Origin of the sequence: Thioalkalivibrio sp. ALE25 (assembly GCF_000377285.1) — a bacterium.
In the GTDB taxonomy this organism is placed as follows: Bacteria; Pseudomonadota; Gammaproteobacteria; order Ectothiorhodospirales; family Ectothiorhodospiraceae; genus Thioalkalivibrio.
Map to the genome: position 1 here is coordinate 160,821 of NZ_KB897932.1, position 19,212 is coordinate 180,032.

A 19,212-nucleotide genomic window follows, 5' to 3' on the forward strand; every position below is an offset into this window, starting at 1 on the left:
GGAACCGCAACGCTGTGCGCGCGCAAAAGCGGCCGAGCCCCTGCTCTCAATAGGTTGTGGGGTTGGCACCCCAGGTTCCCCGATCCTGCGTTGCGCCGATTGCGGGTAGAACCACTACCCGCTGCACGACGCGCCTTGCCTCGAAAAACCTGGGGTGCCAACGCGAGTGCGTACATTAATCAGTGTTTCCCTAGTATGTTGTACTCACGTGTTCTGCCGACCCGGCCTGAACCGCACTATTCCACGACCTAAACGCGAGCTTGATCCGAGTATGGCAACAGCCCCCGACAAATGCACCCGTTCCGTCGCCGATCCGTTAGCGCGCCTGGCCGAGGCCCGGCTCCATGATCCGCACAGCGTCCTGGGGCGCCATGCGCTGGATCAACAAACCACCTGTTATCGGGCCTGGCTACCGCATGCAACGGAGGCCTCCATCACACTTTGCGACGGGCGCCACATACCCATGGACGCCGCCTCGGGATTCCCCGGGCTGTTCCTGTGGCGTGGGCCGGTGGACGCCCTCCCCGCGCACCCGCAGCTGGACTGGATGCCCGAGGGTGGCACATCCACGTTGCAGGCAATTGACCCCTGGAGCTTTGCCCCGGACATCCCCGAATTCGATCGCCACCTGTTCGCCGAGGGCCGCCACTGGCATGCCCATCGCATGCTGGGCGCCCATCCGATGGCCCGCGACGGCATCCACGGCGTGCGCTTCGCCGTGTGGGCGCCCAACGCCGAACGCGTGTCGGTGGTGGGCGACTTCAACCACTGGGACGGGCGCTGCCATCCAATGACCGTCCACGCGGGCAGCGGCATCTGGGAGCTGTTCATACCGGGGATGACCGCGGAAACGCTGTACAAGTTCGAGATCCGCAATCGCGAGCACGGCAGCCTGCACCTGAAGACCGACCCGTACGCCCGCGCCTACCAGGTTCGCCCCGAGACCGCCGCCCGCATCCAGGAGGCCAGCACCTATGCCTGGAATGACGAGCACTGGATGCGCAACCGCGATCCGGAGGCCTGGAAGCATCGGCCAATGAGCATCTACGAGGTGCATCTGGGCTCCTGGCAGCGCAGTCCCGAGGGCCACTGGCCCAGCTACCGCGAGCTGGCCGAGCGCCTGGTGCCCTACGCCCGCGACATGGGCTTTACCCATCTCGAATTGCTGCCGGTCACCGAGCACCCGTTCGACGGATCCTGGGGCTACCAGAGCACCGGCTTCTTTGCCCCCACCTCGCGCTTTGGTCAGCCGGACGACTTTCGCCATTTCGTCGACCAGGCCCACCAGGCCGGTCTTGGCGTGATCCTCGACTGGGTCCCCGGCCACTTCCCGCGCGACGAGTTCGCGCTGGCCCGGTTCGATGGCACCGCGCTGTACGAACACGCCGACCCGCGCATCGGCGAGCACCGCGGCTGGGGCACCCTGATCTTCAACTACTCGCGCCCCGAGGTCCGCAACTTCCTGCTCTCCAGCGCCCTGTGCTGGGTCGAGGACTTCCACCTCGACGGCCTGCGCGTGGATGCCGTCGCCTCCATGCTCTATCGCGACTACGACCGCGAAGGCGAGGACTGGCTGCCCAACATCCACGGCGGCAACGAAAACCTGGAGGCCATCGACTTCCTGCGCCACCTGAACGAGACGGTCCAGACCAGTCATCCGGGCGTCGCCATGATCGCCGAGGAATCTACCGCCTGGCCGGGGGTCAGCCGCCCGCCGTCCATGGGCGGGCTGGGCTTCACCATGAAGTGGAACATGGGGTGGATGCACGACACCCTGACCTACTTCGGGATGGACCCGATCTACCGCATGCACCACCACGGCCAGCTCACGTTCGGCCAGCTCTACGCCTATAGCGAGAACTTCGTCCTGCCGTTCTCGCACGACGAGGTGGTACACGGGAAGCGCAGCCTGCGCGGACGCATGCCGGGCAACGAGTGGGAACAGCACGCCAACCTGCGCCTGCTCTACAGCTGGCAGTGGCTCTACCCCGGCAAGAAACTCCTGTTCATGGGCCAGGAATTCGGCCAGGGCCCGGAATGGTCGGAGGATCGCGAACTGGACTGGTACGTACTGCAGTACCCGCTGCACCAGGGCCTGCAGAACCTGGTGCGGGATCTGAACCGCGCCTACCGCGCCGACCCCGCCCTGCACGCCCGGGAATTCGAACCGGACGGCTTCGACTGGCTGGACTGCGACGATGCCGCGCACTCCACCCTGAGCTTCGTGCGCCGCGACCACCAGGGCCGCCAGGTCGTGGTGGTGCTGAACCTGACGCCGGTGGAGCGCCCGGCCTACCCCGTACCCGCGCCCCACGCCGGGCGCTGGCGGGTCACCCTGAACAGTGACGCCGAGGTCTACGGTGGGGGCTCGCGCGGCCCGGCGGAGGCCTATGCCGAGCCGGTGGAACGCCACGGGCACCCCGCGACACTCTACCTGCATCTGCCGCCACTGGCGGCCCTGTTACTGGAGCCAGCCGGCGACTGACGTCGGGGCGCCTCGGGCCGAAGCCGCTAAGACCGGCTCCTGTTTGCAGGCCCGTGCGGGCCCGGAACTCGCGGCCCCAATGCCGGCCATGGGCTCGGGATCGGGATCGGGCTCATTCCAGGCGATAAAGCCCGCCATCCGAATGGTCCGTCAGCACATAGATGTGCCCCTCCGGTCCCTCGCGGACATCACGAATGCGCCCGATCTTGCCGTGCAGCAGCTCTTCCATGTGCACGACTTCGTCGTCCTCGATCACGATGCGCAGGATCCGTTCGGCACGCAGGCCACCCGCCAGCAGATTGCCTTGCCAGGACTCGAAGCGATCCGCGGTCACCATCGCCAGCCCGGACGGCGCCAGCGTCGGCAGGAACTCGTAGACCGGGTCGATCATGTCCGCGTCGTGACGCGCCTCGCCAAAGGGTTCCTCGGACCGATAGTCGCGCCCCCGCGACACCACCGGCCAGCCATAGTTGCCCCCGGCTTCCATACGGTTCAGTTCATCCCCACCCCGGGGCCCGTGGTCCGTCAGCCAGATCGTGCCGTCCGCCGGATCCACCACCAGACCCTGCGAATTGCGCAGGCCATAGGCAAAGATGTGTGGCTGGGCATCATCGCGGTCGACAAACGGGTTGTCCGCCGGGGCCTCGCCATCCTCGGTCAGGCGCAGCAGGGACCCGGTATGTGCAGAAAGGTCCTGGGACGGGTCTTCCTGCCGACGATCGCCGATCGTCATCAACAGGGTGCCATCGGCCTGCCAGGCCAGCCGCGAACCGAAGTGGCCCGGATTGCTGCCGCCCCGGTCCTGACGGAACAGCTCCTCCACCTCGTGCAGGGCCCCGTCCTCCAGACGCCCGCGCCCCAGCGCGGTGTAGGACTGGTCGGAATCCCCGGTGACATAGGTGAAATACACCCGGTGGTTCGCCGCGAAGTCCGGGTGCAGCACGACATCCAGCAAGCCGCCCTGGCCGCGCGCCACGACCTCCGGCACACCCTCGACCGAGCTCACCTCGCCATCGCGCACCTGTTTCAGCGCACCCGTCCGTTCGGTCACCAGATAGCCGCCGTCCGGCAGGAAGGCTACCGACCAGGGATGCTCCAGACCACCGGCTACCCGCACGAGATCGAATTGTTCGTACTCGCTCGAGATGCCTTCCTCGACCACTTCGCCGGCCAGGGCCGAGCCCACCAGCGCCAGCCCCGCGACCAGCGCACCGGTGCGGATGGCGTAGCCTCGTGTCATTGCCTCTCGCATGCCGTACCTCCCGTTATCTGCCATTGCAGAAATGGGACACGACGACCGGGGGATTGTTCACGCGACGGCGTGGTGTGCCGAATCAGGCCTCCGGGCGCAGGTGCGGGAACAGCAGCACGTCACGGATCGACGGGCTGTTCGTCAGCAGCATCACCAGGCGGTCGATGCCGATGCCCTCGCCCGCCGTGGGCGGCAGGCCATACTCCAGGGCGCGGATGTAGTCAGCGTCGTAGTGCATCGCCTCGTCGTCGCCGGCGTCCTTCTCCGCGACCTGGGCCTGGAAGCGTTCGGCCTGGTCCTCGGGGTCGTTGAGCTCGGAGAAGCCGTTGGCGATCTCGCGCCCGCCGACGAACAGCTCGAAGCGATCGGTCACGAACGGGTCGTCGTCGTTGCGCCGCGCCAGCGGCGAGACCTCGGTCGGATAGGCGGTGATGAAGGTCGGGTGGCGCAGCTTGTTCTCGGCGGTGTACTCGAAGATCTCGGTCCACAGCTTGCCGAGGCCGAAGCTCTGCTTGATCGGGATCTCCAAGCGCTCGCAGTGGGCGCGCACCTTGTCGATGTCCGCGAGGTCCTCGCTGCTGATCTCCGAATTGTGCTCGAGGATCGCCTCGCGAACCGTCATGCGGGTGAACGGCTGGCCGAAATCGTAGGTCTCGCCCTGATACTCGATGGTGGTCGTGCCCAGCACGTCCTCGCACAGCCCGCGCAGCAGCGTCTCGGTTCGGTCCATCAGCGCGTGGTGGTCCACAAACGCCTCGTAGAACTCGAGCATGGTGAACTCGGGGTTATGGCGGGTGGACAGCCCCTCGTTGCGGAAATTGCGGTTGATCTCGAAGACCTTCTCGAAGCCGCCGACGACCAGGCGCTTCAGATACAGCTCCGGCGCGATGCGCAGGTACAGCGGCATGTCCAGCGCATTGTGATGGGTGGCGAACGGCCGCGCGGTCGCGCCGCCCGGGATCACCTGCATCATCGGGGTCTCCACCTCGATGAAGTCCTCGCGCTCGAAGTATTCGCGGATGTAGCGCACGATCCGGGTGCGGGTGCGGAACAGCTCGCGGCTGTCCGGGCTGGTGATCAGGTCCACGTAGCGCTGGCGGTAGCGCTGTTCCTGATCGGTCAGGCCATGGAACTTCTCCGGCAGCGGGCGCAGGCTCTTGGTCAGCAGGCGCAGCTCGTCCACCTGCACCGTCAGCTCGCCGGTCTTAGTCTTGAACAGCGTGCCCTGCCCGCCGACGATATCGCCCAGGTCCCAGTGCTTGAAGGCCGCGTAGACGCCCTCCGGAAGGCTGTCGCGCTGGGCGAACAGCTGGATGTCCCCGGACTGGTCGCGCAGGCGGACGAAGCTCGCCTTGCCCATCACGCGCTTGCCGATCATGCGCCCGGCGACAGTCACGCGGATCCCCTGCCCCTCCAGCGCCGCGCCTTCGGTGTCGTCATGCGCGGTGTGCAGATCGGCCGCCAGGGCATCGCGGCGGAAGTCGTTGGGGAAGGCCGGGCCGGCCTCGCGCAGCTCGTTCAGCTTGGCGCGACGCTGGGCGATCAGCTTGTTCTCGTCGGTAATCTCGGTCATCGGGAATCCCGGTAAAAGATAGCGTTACAGCCCGCTTTTCAGGCTGGCTTCGATGAACTGGTCCAGGTCGCCGTCGAGCACGGCCTGGGTGTTGCCGACCTCCACGCCGGTGCGCAGGTCCTTGATCCGCGACTGGTCGAGCACATAGGAGCGGATCTGGCTGCCCCAGCCGATGTCGGACTTGGTGTCCTCCACCGCCTGCTTCTCGGCATTGCGCTCCTGCAGCTCGCGTTCGTACAGCTTGGCGCGCAACTGATTCATCGCCATCTCGCGGTTCTTGTGCTGCGAACGTCCCGCCTGACAGGCGGTGACCACCCCGGTCGGGACGTGCGTGATGCGGACCGCGGAATCGGTCGTGTTCACGTGCTGCCCGCCGGCGCCGGAGGACCGATAGGTATCCACCCGCAGGTCGGCCGGGTTGATCTCGATCTCGAAGTTCTCGTCGATCTCCGGGGAGGCGAACACGGAGGCGAACGAGGTATGCCGGCGGTTGCCGGAATCGAACGGCGACTTGCGCACCAGACGGTGCACACCGGTCTCGGTGCGCAGCCAGCCGAAGGCGTACTCGCCCTGGATGTGCACGGTGGCACTCTTGATCCCGGCCGTCTCGCCTTCGGAGAGCTCGGTGACCTCGGCCTTGAAGCCCTTGTGCTCGGCCCAGCGCAGGTACATACGCAGCAGCATATTCGCCCAGTCCTGGGCCTCGGTGCCGCCGGAGCCGGCCTGTATGTCGAGGTAGGCGTTGGCCTCGTCCATGTCGCCCGAGAACATGCGGCGGAATTCGAGCCCCTCGACGCGCGCGGTCAGGGCGTCGACATCGGTCTCGACCGACGCCGCCGTCTCCTCGTCGTCATCCGCCTCGGCCATCTCCAGCAGGTCCCGGCTCTCGTCCAGCTGAGTGCCGATCTCGCGGATGTTGATGACCACACCCTCGAGCTGGGCCCGCTCCTTGTTCAGGGCCTGGGCCTGCTCCGGGTCGTTCCAGATGTCGGGGTTTTGCTCCAGCTCCCGCTGGACTTCTTCCAGCCGTTCTTCCTTGGCCGGGTAGTCAAAGATACCCCCTAAGGGCGTCCAGGCGGCCCTTCAGGTCATCGATCCGGGAGTACAGCGCGTTCAGTTCCATGGCAGTTTCCGTCGGGTGTCGTGGCGCGCACGGCACGTTCCATCAGGTGGCGAGAAAAGCCGCGCAGTATAACACCGGCACGCGGCTTCAGGGCCGCCTTGGGCGGCGCCAGAAGGCCAGCGCCTGGCGGCGGTCGAGCCGCAGTACGGGGTGGGTGGACTGCGGGTCCACGAACTCCAGCGCACGCAGTTCCCCGCGGAACACGCCGCGCACCCCTGGCGCGACCACGTCATCGGCGACCGATTCCAGCAGCTCCAGGCGTCGTTCGGGGGACGGCGGCCCCCCCAGCGCGTCGACCACGACCACCGTGTCGTCGGATTCCGCCGGCGTGCAGGCCGGATCCGGGCACCAGTCGATACCGGCGCCCCGTGCCAGCCAGCGGCCGATCGCCCCGCCGCCACAGACGCGCCTCACGTCGCTGGCTCCGCCGGCAAAGCCCGGCGTCCATAGCCACAGCCCATGCACCGCACCCCGTCCCTCACGCTCGCGTTCCAGGTTGACGGGGTGCTGGAACCACGCCATCTGCAAGCCGGTCGCCAGGACCTGGAGACGCCGCGCGACATCGCCCTGCAGCGAGGGGGCCACCATGGATCGACCGAGCCCGACAGACGGCGGCGGGCCGGAGGCCTCGCCCTCGGCGTCCAGCTGCAGCTCCCACAGGCCGTCTTCGCCCAGGCCCAGGGTGGCGCCGGCCGCCTCCAGTTCCGGCTGCGCGGCCGCCCACAACGCCTCGCGCTCGGCGTCCGCCACGGGCTCCACCGCCGAGGCCACCAGGTCCTTCATCCCGGGCGTCAGCTGGACCGGCTGGGCCAGCCAGGTCCGTGCGCCCTCGCCCTGCGGCCGATAACCCAGCCGTTCGGCGAGCGCCGCCTCCCAGCCCGGCGCCGCCCCGGAATCGCCGGTCGCCCGCGCGCGCCCCAGCCAGCGAGCCAGACGCCGCACCAGGCGTGATGGCTCACCCGCGGTGGCCCCCGGTGCCGCCCACAGGCCGGGGAGCAGGTACGTCACCCGCCGGTCGGTCCGGCCTCCCGTCATGAAGACCCCCCGCAACACGCCGGGTCGAGGAAAAAGCTGGGCACCAATGCAAGCCTGTACATGGATCAGTGTTTCCTGGGGGACTGTCGGATCTGGATAGTCGCCGCGAGCGTGGCGCAAGCGCGGGCCCGTTGATGCCCGCTGTCTCGAGGCGCAGATCGCGCGTCGGCTAACCAGAGCCGGCGTGAAAAATGGCGCCATTCTACGACGCGCACAGCAGATCCGTCCCCAATCCGACCGACCCCAGGCCCCCGAGCAGCGATTAAGCGATCAAGCGGGCATCCTGCCACACCGCCCCGTGCCGAACGCGCAATCCTTCAACTGGTCTATACCTATAGACACAAGCCCGGAAAGTGCCCGCGATGACCGGACCCTTCTACAACCCACGCCCTTCCGTCGCCAGCGCCCTTCGTGGCGCCGCGCGCGGGCTCCTTGCGGGCGCCGCCCTACTGGCGCTCGCGCTGCCAGTGGCCGCCGAGGACTATCCGGCCGACTCCAGCATCGACTGGCAAAGCTGGGACAGCGGGCTGTTCGACGAGTCCGAGGCGCGCGAACGCCCGATCTTCTTCTATTTCCACGGCCAATGGTGCACCTGGTGCCGCGACTTCCAGGACGAATCCCTGGAGAACCCGTCGGTGGTGGATGTCATCGACGAGCACTACATCCCTGTCCTCGTCGACCTGGACGAACGCGCCGACCTGTTCCGCCGTTATGGCGGGCGCGGCCTGCCCTTCGTGGTCATCGTGAATCACGAAGACGAGATGCTGACCCGCTTCACCGGCCACGTGAATGCCCGTGACCTCGAGAGCATCCTCCAGGCGCAGCGCGACATGTTCTCGGTCACCGGCCGCGAGATCACACCGGACGACGCGGCGATCGACGGCCTCGAGGCCTTCATGGAGATGCTCGACGAGGTCTATGACGAGCGCGCCGACCGCCTGAGCGGCAGCGCCACATTCGGCACGCTCAGCAAGCGCCCGCAACCCTGGACCTACCGCTACCTGCTGGCCAGTGACGACTGGGAGGAACGCATGCCCGGCCTGCTGGACCAGATCGCGGAGGACCTCTACGACGAGGTCGAGGGCGGCTTCTTCTTCTTCCACGATCCCGACCAGCGAGACCCGGTCCTGGCTCTGGAGACCTCCAAGCGCCTGGATCAGAACGCCGCGTTCCTGTGGCTGTTCTCCGAGGCCTACGAGCGCATCGGCGACGAACACTACGCGGAGATCGCGCGCGGCATTCGCGACTATCTGCGCGACCACTTGTGGGACGCCCGTCAGCTGCGCTTCGGCAACAGCCAGTACGCCGACCGCGACTACTATCAGCTGGACCCGGAGACCCGCACGCAGACCGATCCACCCCGGGTCGACCGCAACACCTATGCCGACACCTCGGGCCAGGCCATCGCGGCGCTCGCCAACCTGGCGCGGGTACTGGAAGACCGCGACACCCTTGAGTGGGCCCGCGAGGCGCTGGAGGCGCTCGACCGCTATCTGCTCACCCGCAGCGGCTACCTGCACGGCATCACCGCCGGCGGACGGCCGGCGATGGAGGGCTACCTGCCCTCGCAGATCTGGCCGGAGATCGCCCGCCAGGAACTGGCGCGCGCCGAGGAGGCACTGGATGGCGAACGTCCGGACCTGCCCGACCCGGTCGCCGCGCTGGATCGGCTGGAGCCCTTCTTCGACGCGGAGCTGGGCACGCATGCCGAGCGGATCGGAACGGACCTGGAGCCCTGGTCGGAGACCCGCACCCAGGCCGCGCTCGCCTGGTGGCTGTACCGACTGCCGGACGACGCGATCGAGGCATCCCACATTGACCGCGACACCGTGCGTGACCGCCTGCGCATCGAACCCGGCGCAGACCCCGACGACGTCGCCCTGGGCTTCGACGCCCTGCGCCGGGGCTTCTGAACCCGGACGGGATCAGCTCTGCTGACGGAAGCCCGCGACCTCGTTCTGTAGCTGCTGCGCCAGCCCTTCGAGGGCCTCCACCGCCTGCTGCATCTCGTTGGCGCCGTCGGCGTTGCGCACCGCGATGTCGTTGATGTGGTGGATGTTGCGGTTGATCTCCTCCGCCACCTGACTTTGCTCCTCGGTCGCGCTGGCCACCTGGCGGGTCATGTCGTCGATGGTGGTCACCGAGTCGTGGATGTACTCCAGCGTCTCGCCGGCCTCTCCGGCCTTCTCCACCGAGGTCTCGGCATGCTGCTGGCTCACCTCCATGGCCTGTACCGCGCGGGTCGCCCCGCCCTGCAGGCGCTGGATGATCTCGCGGATCTCGCCGGTCGAGTCGTTGGTACGTTGCGCCAGATGACGCACCTCGTCGGCCACCACCGCGAAGCCGCGTCCCGCCTCGCCGGCGCGGGCGGCCTCGATCGCCGCATTGAGCGCCAGCAGGTTGGTCTTCTCGGCGATCTCCTCGATCACCTGCAGGATGGTGCCGATGTTGTCGCTGTCACCCTTCAGCTCACTGATCACGTGGCTCGCCTGGCGGATCTCGCCGGCCAGGGTGTTGATCGCGCCCTGCGTGGCCTGCACCACGGTGCGTCCGCCTTCCGCCGCCCGGGTCGCCTGACCGGCACTCTCGGCCGTGCTCTGGGTGTTGTTGGCCACCTCCTGCACAGTGGCGGACATCTGGTTCATCGCGGTGACCACCTGCTCCACGTCGCCGCGCTGCTCGTGGGTCGCCCGGGTCAGTTCGTTGCTGCGACCCTCCAGTTGCCGCGCGGAGGCGGCGATGCCGTCGGCCGCATCCGCGACCTGCCGGATCAGCCCGGAGAGCCGGCCCATCACCGTGTTGAAGGCTGCACCGGTGCGGCCGACCTCGTCGTCCGTAGTCACCTCCACGCGGTGCCCGAGATCCGCGCGCCCCTCGCCGATTGCCTCCAGCCCCTCGGCCAGACGCTCCAGGGGCCGCGTCAGCACATTGGCGTAGAACCAGCCAATCCCCAGCGCCACCACGAACGCGACCACCCACAGCGCCCACAGCAACCACCACAGCTGCGTCACCAGGGCCTCATCCACCCCTGCGGCAAGATCGCCCTTCATGGTGTGGAACGTCACCCCGCCCATGATCGACAGCGGCACCGTACTCACCACGATCACCAGGATAATCAGCTTCAGTCGCAGCCCACCCAGATTCCCAATCTTCATCGACACCCTCCTTTGGCTTCGTTAACGACCACCCGCGCCCGGCCTTGAGTCGGCACAGTATCCACCACCCAACGATCCCCTTCGTGATCAAGGTCAAGGGCGATTAACAGGAAGATGGAAAGACAAGAAGATTATTCGGGTGGGCGCCGAGGATCGGCTGGCACCCGGGCTTACCGGATCGTCTGATACTCCTCGGCGCCCCAATTAAACCAACCTTCCTAGCTTCCCACCTTCCTGTTAAAGCTTTTCGCCCTTGACCTTCTCTGTGTCCTCTGTGCGCTCTGTGGTGAAACGACCCTGAATTTCAGGCACAAAAAACCCGCGGCCCCGGACATCGGGACCGCGGGTTCGCGGTACTGCGCTGGCGCGTCGGACTAGCGGCTGCGCGCCGCCCGGTTGCCGTTGGAGGACGGGCGGCCGTTGCCGCCGCGACCGCCGCCGGGCTTGCCACCGCGGGCGTTGCGCGGGGCGCCATTGCGTGCCCCGCCGCCCGGCTTGCCGCCACGACCGCCGCGGCGGTTACCGTTGCCGTCATTGGCCGCGGGCTTCGGCGCGGCAAAACCTTCGGTCTCGATGCGGTCGATCGGGCGCTGGATCAGGCGCTCAATGCCCTTCAGCAGCTTGATCTCCTCGCCATCCACCAGCGACAGCGCGGCACCGGCGGAGCCGGCACGCCCGGTACGACCAATGCGATGCACGTAATCCTCCGGCACATTCGGCAGCTCGAAGTTGACCACCTGCGGCAGCTGATCAATGTCCAGCCCGCGCGCGGCGATATCGGTCGCCACCAGCACCGGCACCTGGCCGGACTTGAACTGCTTGAGCGCCTTGGTGCGCGCCGCCTGGCTCTTGTTGCCGTGAATGGCCTCCGAGCGCACGCCATCCTTGGACAGCTTCTCGGCCAGGCGATTGGCGCCGTGCTTGGTGCGGGTAAACACCAGCACCTGTTCCCAGTTGTTGGTGCGGATCAGGTGGCTCAGCAGTTCGCGCTTCTGGCTGGTCTCGACCAGATGCACACTCTGCTGCACGCTCTCGGCGGCCGTGTTGCGCGGGGCGATGTCGATCTCCGCCGGGCGAGTGAGCAGGCCGTTGGCCAGCGTGCGGATCTCGTCGGAGAAGGTCGCCGAGAACATCAGGTTCTGCCGGTTCTTGGGCATCATCGCGATCAGCTTCTTGATGTCGCGGATAAAGCCCATGTCCAGCATGCGATCGGCCTCGTCGAGGACCAGGATCTCCACACCGGAGAGGTCGATGGTCTTCTGGTTGGCGTGATCCAGCAGACGCCCCGGGGTCGCCACCACGATGTCCATGCGGTCGCGCAGGGCCTTGATCTGCGGGTTCATGTTCACGCCACCGAAGATCGTCATCGAGCGCAGCTTCAGGTTGCGCCCGTAGGTCTTCACGGAATCGTGCACCTGGGCGGCCAGCTCGCGGGTCGGGGTCAGCACCAGGCAGCGCGGACGGCCATTGCCGGGCTTGGGCGCATCACTGGTGGAAAGGCGCTGCAGGATCGGCAGGGTAAAGCCGGCGGTCTTGCCGGTGCCGGTCTGGGCCGCGGCCAGCAGGTCGCCGCCCTTCAGGACTTCCGGGATGGCCCGGGCCTGGATCGGGGTCGGGTGCTGGTAGCCGGCGGAATCCAGCGCGCGCAAAAGGGTATCGGCCAACCCGAGGTCGGCAAAGGTCGTATCAGTCATGGAATGCTCCAACGCTACCCGCCACTCGTTCAACAAGAGCACCCATCGGGGGAAACGAAATCAGGGGGATCACTGCGAACCGGAATGGCTCTGGATCAGATGAACGGACGCTGACGGGCGGGGCGTTCGATGGACGCACTATACGCCTTTCGTCAATGAAAAGACACTCCACCCATTACCGTATGGATATATATTTGTTTTGTGGGGGAATATGGGCTAGCTTCCATCCAACAAGAATAACCGGCGCCCACGCAGCGCCGGCTGGGCCGACGCGACACCAATAACAACGATTCGGCCATCAGGGGAACAACATGAAACGCAACCTGCCCGTGACCGGGAACGAGGTGGATTACCTGGAGAGCGCCAACATCCTTTCCACCACCAACCTCAAGGGGGCCATCACCTACGTCAATCCGGATTTCATCGACATCAGCGGGTTCGAACCGGACGAACTGCTCGGCAAGAACCACAACGTGGTCCGCCACCCGGACATGCCGCCGGCTGCGTTCGAGGACCTGTGGAACACCATCCAGGGCGGCCGCTCCTGGATGGGCCTGGTCAAGAACCGCTGCAAGAATGGCGATCACTACTGGGTCAACGCCTATGTGACGCCAGTAACCGAAGACGGGCAAACCGTCGAGTATCAGTCCGTTCGCACCAAGCCGCGGCGCGAACAGGTGGCCAAGGCCGAATCGGTCTACGCGGGGCTCCTCCAGGGTCGAAAGCCTCTGGCCCTGCGCCTGCCCGCAATCGGCATCAAGGTCAGGACCGTAGCGGCCCTCGCCGGCGGCGTGCTGGCGGGGCTGATCAGCAGCAGCGTATTGACCGGCCTGCCCTGGTCGAGCGCCCTGATCTTCGCGCTGACCGCGCTAGTGGTGGGCGGCGCCCTGGTATGGATCAGCCTGTCGCCCCTGTGCCGCGCGGTCGCCCACGCCCGCCGCATCGCCAACAACCCGGTCAGCCAGTACATCTATACCGGGCGCACCGACGAGGCCGGCGAGATCGCCTTCGCCCTGCAGATGCTCGAAGCGGAGGCGGGATCCGTCGTCGGGCGCATGGGCGATGCCGCCAACCGCCTGAGTGGCACGGCCGACGCGCTCGTGTCCGCAGTAGGCGACAGCCGCCAGGCCTGCAACCACCAGCAGAACGAGACCGAACAGGTCGCGGGCGCCACCCAGCAGATGGTGAACAGCGTGCAGGAGGTCGCACAGAGCGCACAGCACGCCGCCGACGCGGCGGACCGGACCGACCAGGAGGCCCGCTCGGGAAGTCAGGTGGTACGCGACAGTTCACGAGCAATCGAGGAGCTGGGACAGCGCATTCGCCAGGGCTCGGGCGTCATGACGGAACTGGACCAGCACAGCCAGGACATCAGCGGCGTACTGGATGTGATCCGCGGGATTGCCGAACAAACCAACCTGCTCGCCCTCAATGCGGCGATCGAGGCGGCCCGCGCCGGCGAACAGGGCCGCGGCTTCGCGGTCGTGGCCGACGAAGTGCGCACCCTGGCCAGTCGAACCCAGGACTCCACCGCCGAGATCCAGCAGATGATCGAGCGGCTTCAAGATCGCGCGCGCGCCGCGGTGGCCACGATGGAACAAAGCCGCGATCAGGCAGAAACCAGCGTGGAGCAGGCCCAGCAGGCCGCCGCGGCACTCGAGAACATCACCTCCGGCGTCAGCCAGATCCACGACATGAGCACCCGTATCGCGGCCGCCGTGGAACAACAAGGCGCGGCCGGGGAAGAGATCCGGCGCGGGGTCGACTCCATCCGTGGCGCGGCCGACACTACCGCCAACCGGGCCGACCAGAGCGATGCCGCCGCCCGCGAGGTCGCGCAACTCGCAACCGGCCTGCAGGGCCTCGCCCGGCAGTTCTGGGCGCGCCACCGCTGAACGCGACCGATCACCATGAACACCCACGCCGAGAAGCTCATGCGCCAGCACACCGTCCCGGCCTCCGGCCTGCTGCTGGCCCTGCTGCTGGTGCCCGTGGTGATCTGGATGCTCGGCATCGATCTCCCGCGGATTGTGCCGGGCCAGCATCTGACGGCGTTCCATACGGGTGCGGAGCTGTTCGCGGTCGTCGTCGCCGTGCTGGTGTTCGCAGTCGGGTATCACGTGATCGACCGGCGGCGGGTGGCGGCCTCCCTGCTGCTCGCCTGTGCCTTCCTGGCGGTCGCGCTCTTCGACTTCCTTCACCTGATGACCTACCCGGCGATGCCGGACTTCATCACCCCCAACTCGACGCAGCAGACGCTGTTCTTCTGGCTCGCCGCGCGGCTGGTCGGGGGCGCGGCCCTGCTGGCCTATGTGGCCTTGCCGATGGTCGCGCGCAGCGATGGCCCGCCGCGCGGGGTCTATCTGGCCGGAAGCCTGCTGCTGGTCGCGGTCCTCGCATGGGTCGGCCTGTGGCATGCCGATATCCTGCCGCCCCTGTTCGACCCGGTCAGCGGCCTCACGCCGTTCAAGCTGGGCCTGGAGGCCATCGTGATCGCCCTGCATCTGGCGACGCTGGCCATCCTGGCCCTGCGCCGCGATCTGCTGCAGCGCCCGGGCATGCCCCTGGTCGCCGCGGCGCTGGTCATCAGCATGGGCAGCGGCATGTTCTTCATGTTCTACGAGGATCTGACCGATACGCCGTTCGTGCTGGGGCATTTGTACAAGCTCGCGGCCTACCTGCTGATCTACCAGGGGCTGTTTCTGGAAAGCGTGCGCTCGCCCCTGGAGCGTCTGCACCAGGCCCACCGCGACATCGAGATGCGCGAGCGGCGCTACCAGCAACTGGTGGAGACGGCCCCCGACGGCGTCCTGGTTACCGATACGGAGGGCCGCATCGTGATGGCCAACCGAAACATCGAGCGCCTGTTCGGCTACCCCCGCCAGCAACTGATCGGCCAGCCGGTGGAGCGCCTGGTCCCCGATCGCCTGCGCGAGCGCCACCGGACCCATCGCCAGACCCAGGCCCGCACCATCAACCGCCGCACCATGGGGCAGGTACCCCATCTGCGCGGCCAGCGTATCGACGGCACCGAGTTCCCGGTGGACATCAGCCTCAACGCCTTCGACGACACCGAAGGCCGGCGGATTACCACCTTCATCCGCGACATCACCGACCGCCAGCGGCGCGAGGCGCGCATCCAGCATCAGGCCACCCATGACAGTCTGACCGAACTCCCCAACCGCTGGCTGCTGCACGACCGCCTGACGCAGGGCATCGCCCAGGCCGAGCACAACGACCACCCGATCGCGGTGATGCTGCTGGATCTCGACAACTTCAAGATGATCAATGACACCTTCGGCCATGACGAGGGCGACCAGCTGCTGAAGGCCGTGGCCGCCCGACTCCAGGGCGCCCTGGACCAGGAAGCCACCATCGGCCGCTTCGGTGGCGACGAGTTCATGATCCTCCTGACCCATGTCGCGGACGAACAGGCGATCGCTCGGGTCGCCCAGCGCATCCTGGGTATCTTCGACACGCCCTTCCAGACCGAGCACGCCCGCAACCTCGTCTCCAGCGGCAGTCTCGGGATCGCAATGTTCCCGCGCGATGCCCAGGACGATCGCAGCCTGGTGCGTTATGCCGACATGGCCATGTACGAGGCCAAGCACTCCGGCCGCAACACCTGGGCCTTCTTCTCGCAGCACCTGGATGCGCAGGTGCACGAGGAACAGCGCTTGCAGCAGCACCTGCAGCAGGCGCTGGAGAATGCCGAGCTCGAGCTGCACTATCAGCCACTGCTGGAGGTCGCGTCGAACCGCGTGATCGGCGTCGAGGCCCTGGCGCGCTGGACGGATGCCGAACTCGGCCCGGTGGCACCGGCCCGCTTTGTCGCCAGCGCGGAGGCCAACGGCCTGATCCTGCCCCTGGGCGACTGGGTGATCCGCGAGGCCTGTGAACAACTCGCCCAATGGTCACGGTCCGGCGTCGGACTCCGCGTCGCCATCAATATCTCCGCGATGCAGTTCCGCCAGCACGACCTGGTGGAACGCCTGCGTGCGGCCCTCGAGGCGACCGGCGCCCCGCCCGAGCGACTCGAGATCGAGGTAACCGAGACCGTGGCCATGGCGGATGTGGCCCTGACCCACGATCAGCTCCGCGGCCTGAAGGCCCTGGGCATCCGGGTGGCCCTGGACGACTTCGGAACCGGCTATTCCTCGCTCGCCTACCTGAAGTCCCTGCCCATCGACAAGCTCAAGATCGACCGCTCCTTCATCGCCGACATCGGCGAGGACCCGGAATCGGAGATGATCCTGCGCTCCATCGTGCACCTCGGCCACAGCCTCGGCCTGACGCTCGTCGCCGAAGGCGTGGAAACGGACGCACAGCGAACCTTCCTGCGGGAAATTGGCTGTGACCTGTACCAGGGCTGGCTGCATTCCCCCGCCATGGGGGTGGGAGCGCTCAAGGAGTGCCTGCAGCGTGAACCGGTATAAACACCCCGAAATCACAACATTCAGCCAATCGCAGGGGCTGTTCGCACCAGGGCAGCCGTAATCAATCACCGTCAGGTACGTTTGAGCGCGGCGAAACGCTCCACCTCGCCCCTTTTGTGAACACCGGATGCGTTTCGCTACGCTCAACGGCATCCTGCGATCAGGCAACTGGCTGCACCGCATTGCGAGTCAGGAAACAGAAAGGCCGCCCAAAGGCGGCCTTTGTTGCGGCTGTCACGGGAACGCACCGCCAACCTGGCGGTACGGATCGCATCAGTAGCCGGTGCGACCGTGCACGTCCGGCGGCGCCTCGCGGGTCAGCATTGCCCAGGTCAGATGGGCCATCACCTCCGGCGCCACCACCGTATGGCGGTTGCCGGTGTTCTGCATGCCCTCGCGCAGCTCCTGGCGCACCTGCGGCTGGCCGCTCAGGTCAAAGATCACGTCCACCTGGTCGCCACGCGCCACGATATCCGCGACCGACTCCAGCGGGATACCCTTCTCCTCGGCCAGCCGGCGGCCCTCCGTCTCGGCTTTCTCCGAGACCGCGCAAAGCGTCATCCCCGGCAGGCCGGACTCGAGCAACATCTCCAGGAAACGGCCGCCCACCCGGCCAAGCCCCACGACTGCAATGTGAATCGACATAAACACTCCATCCTTTTGGTTTTATTGTTGTCTCCATACACGCACCGCAGGCGCCACCCGCGAAACGTGTCCCCTGACTGTAGGCGATCCGCACCGCGCCTGCACGGCATCCCTCGCCCCGCCCCGCATCCGGCCATTTGGCGCGTATGGCCCCACGCCCTACAGTGCCCGCAACCCGTCAACGAATGGAGCCCCCATGGACAACGTGCACCTGCCAATCCGCGTCGACCGCCGCGAACAGGGCAAGATCATTCAGCGCATCGAACGCCTGGAAGGGGTGGAACTGGAATTCACCGACCTCGATGTGGGCGACTACCTGCTGCCCAACGGCGTCGTGGTCGAGCGCAAGTCCGCCACCGACATGGTGCTGAGCGTGGTCGACAAGACCCTGTGGGAAAACGCCGCCAAGCTGAAGGCCAACCACAGCCAGGTGGTCTATATCGTCGAGGGGGACCTGTACGAACCGCGCTTCCACCAGCAGGCGCTGGATATCCACCGTGCCCTCGCGCACCTGACCATCGCCCTCGGCATTAGCGTGCTGCCCAGCCCGGATGCCGACAACAGCGGCATGCTCATCTACCTGCTGGGCCTGAACGCCCAGATGGAGCCGGACCCGGCCGATCGCCCCACCAAGCCGGACACCCGGCGCAAGGCCGCCGAGTTCATCGTCAGCGGCCTGCCCGGCGTCGAGGCCGACACGGCACGCGACCTGCTGCGCGACCTCGGCAGCGTACGCGACATCATCAACGCCGACGCCGCCACCCTCGCCCAGACCGACGGCCTCGACGCCGAACGCGCCGAACGCATCGAATCCGTCGTCACCTACGGCAGCCGCACCACCTGAACGCTCCCAAGCCGCCAACCACACCACCCCCTGTGGGAGCCTGCTTGCAGGCGAAGCCACTGCCCACGCCCGGGGCCGGCAAGGGCGTCACAGGAAGACACGAAGGCCGGAAGAAAGCGGATGGGTTCGCCCTCGTGCGGGTGGCCCTACAGGCGCCGGAGCGCCGCGCTCGCCACGCCCGCCCACCGCTCCTTGTGCGCCCGCAAAAGCGGCTCGGGCGCGGGCACGCGCGTTCGTCGGTGTCTCACTGGACCAATTGAATGGGACCCGGGTAACAGCCCACCTGGGCGTCGCTGGTCAGCAGCGTATATCCCTCCGTCTCTGCCTGGGCGACCAGGATGCGGTCGAATGGATCCTTGTGGATATCGGGCAAATGCGTGACCGCCAGGGTGTGCTGGCCCGTGATCGACAGCTCCTCGTACCCGTGCTCCAGCAGCTCGCGGCGAAGGACATGGGGCTCTACAACGAAATCGCTACGCCCTAGCCCGTGCTTGATCACGATTTCCCACAAGCTCGCCGCGCTGAACGCAATCGCGTTACCCGGGTCCTGAATCAGGTGGCGAGCGCGGGCGGGCAGTTTTGGGGAATCGGCCGCCGCCCAGAGCAGCAGGTGGGTATCAAGAAGGAGATGCATCCGGCTCGCCACCCTGGAACAGCGCTGCGATCGCCTCCTCGCCCATCCGATCCAGATCGTCCGGAATCTCGAGCTGCCCCTTGAGGAAACCGATCCGGTCCGACGCGCCTTCTGCCGACGCCTCGATACGCGACAAGCGTGCAATGGGCTTGCCCGCCCGGGCAATCACGACCGGCTCGCCCCGACTGACCTTCTCCAGCAGCCGGGAGAAGTGCGTCTTCGCTTCATGGATATTGACCGTCTCGGTCATAGCGCTGCCACCAAAGTTAGTCCAGTTTTAAAGACTAACCCATCAGCACCGCACTCGCCATTATTCGCCTTGCATACCAACGGCAG

14 protein-coding genes are annotated in these 19,212 nt (G+C 66.9%); 5 read left to right on the forward strand and 9 right to left on the reverse strand.

The window, feature by feature from the left end; genetic code table 11:
* Positions 1-271: 271 nt before the first annotated feature.
* A complete protein-coding gene (gene glgB / locus C996_RS0108795; protein ID WP_081623692.1) occupies positions 272-2,485 on the forward strand; it encodes a 1,4-alpha-glucan branching protein GlgB in 2,214 nt (737 codons plus the stop codon).
* A gap of 112 nt (positions 2,486-2,597) precedes the next feature.
* On the opposite strand, the gene C996_RS0108800 is transcribed toward glgB, so the two are convergent.
* From C996_RS0108800 to C996_RS0108815, 4 genes are all read right to left on the reverse strand, one after another.
* Positions 2,598-3,725, reverse strand: coding sequence for a PQQ-dependent sugar dehydrogenase (locus tag C996_RS0108800; protein ID WP_017942141.1), 1,128 nt, complete (start codon positions 3,723-3,725; stop codon positions 2,598-2,600).
* Positions 3,726-3,819: 94 nt separating this feature from the next.
* The gene (gene lysS, locus C996_RS0108805; protein ID WP_018867087.1) at positions 3,820-5,310 is read right to left on the reverse strand and encodes a lysine--tRNA ligase; all 1,491 of its coding nucleotides are present in this window, start codon (positions 5,308-5,310) and stop codon (positions 3,820-3,822) included.
* Positions 5,311-5,334: 24 nt separating this feature from the next.
* A protein-coding gene (gene prfB, locus C996_RS0108810; protein WP_155984731.1) for a peptide chain release factor 2 occupies positions 5,335-6,433 on the reverse strand; the annotation gives its coding sequence in 2 pieces (ribosomal slippage) (positions 5,335-6,360 and positions 6,362-6,433; 1,098 coding nt in all).
* An 87-nt stretch (positions 6,434-6,520) separates the two neighbouring features.
* Positions 6,521-7,441: a hypothetical protein gene (locus C996_RS0108815; protein WP_018867089.1), complete on the reverse strand. Its 921-nt coding sequence runs from the start codon at positions 7,439-7,441 to the stop codon at positions 6,521-6,523.
* Positions 7,442-7,830: 389 nt separating this feature from the next.
* Here C996_RS0108815 and C996_RS0108820 point away from each other — a divergent pair, with 389 nt between their 5' ends.
* Positions 7,831-9,381, forward strand: coding sequence for a DUF255 domain-containing protein (locus C996_RS0108820; protein ID WP_018867090.1), 1,551 nt, complete (start codon positions 7,831-7,833; stop codon positions 9,379-9,381).
* A 12-nt stretch (positions 9,382-9,393) separates the two neighbouring features.
* Here the strand turns inward: C996_RS0108820 and C996_RS0108825 are convergent, their stop codons facing one another.
* Together C996_RS0108825 and C996_RS0108830 are read right to left on the reverse strand one after the other, a co-directional pair.
* On the reverse strand, positions 9,394-10,623 hold the full coding sequence (locus tag C996_RS0108825) for a methyl-accepting chemotaxis protein (protein ID WP_018867091.1): 1,230 nt from the start codon (positions 10,621-10,623) through the stop codon (positions 9,394-9,396).
* A gap of 374 nt (positions 10,624-10,997) precedes the next feature.
* Entirely contained in the window at positions 10,998-12,317 is a 1,320-nt protein-coding gene (locus C996_RS0108830; RefSeq protein ID WP_018867092.1) for a DEAD/DEAH box helicase, read from the reverse strand.
* Between the two features lie 311 nt (positions 12,318-12,628).
* Between C996_RS0108830 and C996_RS0108835 the strand changes: the two genes are divergently transcribed.
* Complete coding sequence (locus tag C996_RS0108835; protein WP_018867093.1) at positions 12,629-14,212, forward strand: PAS domain-containing methyl-accepting chemotaxis protein; 1,584 nt, start codon at positions 12,629-12,631, stop codon at positions 14,210-14,212.
* Between the two features lie 15 nt (positions 14,213-14,227).
* Positions 14,228-16,753: an EAL domain-containing protein gene (locus C996_RS0108840; RefSeq protein WP_018867094.1), complete on the forward strand. Its 2,526-nt coding sequence runs from the start codon at positions 14,228-14,230 to the stop codon at positions 16,751-16,753.
* 273 nt (positions 16,754-17,026) lie between these two features.
* Here C996_RS0108840 and C996_RS0108845 read toward each other — a convergent pair whose 3' ends face one another.
* On the reverse strand, positions 17,027-17,398 hold the full coding sequence (locus C996_RS0108845) for a hypothetical protein (protein ID WP_018867095.1): 372 nt from the start codon (positions 17,396-17,398) through the stop codon (positions 17,027-17,029).
* A 196-nt stretch (positions 17,399-17,594) separates the two neighbouring features.
* Here C996_RS0108845 and C996_RS0108850 point away from each other — a divergent pair, with 196 nt between their 5' ends.
* Entirely contained in the window at positions 17,595-18,242 is a 648-nt protein-coding gene (locus tag C996_RS0108850; RefSeq protein WP_018867096.1) for an ERCC4 domain-containing protein, read from the forward strand.
* A 244-nt stretch (positions 18,243-18,486) separates the two neighbouring features.
* Here the strand turns inward: C996_RS0108850 and C996_RS0108855 are convergent, their stop codons facing one another.
* Positions 18,487-18,876 (reverse strand): type II toxin-antitoxin system VapC family toxin, encoded by a 390-nt coding sequence (locus C996_RS0108855; RefSeq protein ID WP_018867097.1) that lies wholly within the window; start codon positions 18,874-18,876, stop codon positions 18,487-18,489.
* Positions 18,860-19,126, reverse strand: coding sequence for a type II toxin-antitoxin system Phd/YefM family antitoxin (locus C996_RS0108860; RefSeq protein ID WP_018867098.1), 267 nt, complete (start codon positions 19,124-19,126; stop codon positions 18,860-18,862). Before C996_RS0108860 ends, C996_RS0108855 begins: the two co-directional genes overlap by 17 nt.
* Positions 19,127-19,212 lie beyond the last annotated feature (86 nt).

Coding starts and splice junctions, on each gene's coding strand:
- C996_RS0108860 (WP_018867098.1), bottom strand. CDS start 19,126: ATGACCGAGACGGTCAATATCCATGAAGCGAAGACGCACTTCTCCCGG.
- C996_RS0108845 (WP_018867095.1), bottom strand. CDS start 17,398: ATGTCGATTCACATTGCAGTCGTGGGGCTTGGCCGGGTGGGCGGCCGT.
- lysS (WP_018867087.1), bottom strand. CDS start 5,310: ATGACCGAGATTACCGACGAGAACAAGCTGATCGCCCAGCGTCGCGCC.
- C996_RS0108840 (WP_018867094.1), top strand. CDS start 14,228: ATGAACACCCACGCCGAGAAGCTCATGCGCCAGCACACCGTCCCGGCC.
- C996_RS0108825 (WP_018867091.1), bottom strand. CDS start 10,623: ATGAAGATTGGGAATCTGGGTGGGCTGCGACTGAAGCTGATTATCCTG.
- C996_RS0108855 (WP_018867097.1), bottom strand. CDS start 18,876: ATGCATCTCCTTCTTGATACCCACCTGCTGCTCTGGGCGGCGGCCGAT.
- C996_RS0108835 (WP_018867093.1), top strand. CDS start 12,629: ATGAAACGCAACCTGCCCGTGACCGGGAACGAGGTGGATTACCTGGAG.
- C996_RS0108800 (WP_017942141.1), bottom strand. CDS start 3,725: ATGACACGAGGCTACGCCATCCGCACCGGTGCGCTGGTCGCGGGGCTG.
- C996_RS0108850 (WP_018867096.1), top strand. CDS start 17,595: ATGGACAACGTGCACCTGCCAATCCGCGTCGACCGCCGCGAACAGGGC.
- glgB (WP_081623692.1), top strand. CDS start 272: ATGGCAACAGCCCCCGACAAATGCACCCGTTCCGTCGCCGATCCGTTA.
- C996_RS0108830 (WP_018867092.1), bottom strand. CDS start 12,317: ATGACTGATACGACCTTTGCCGACCTCGGGTTGGCCGATACCCTTTTG.
- C996_RS0108820 (WP_018867090.1), top strand. CDS start 7,831: ATGACCGGACCCTTCTACAACCCACGCCCTTCCGTCGCCAGCGCCCTT.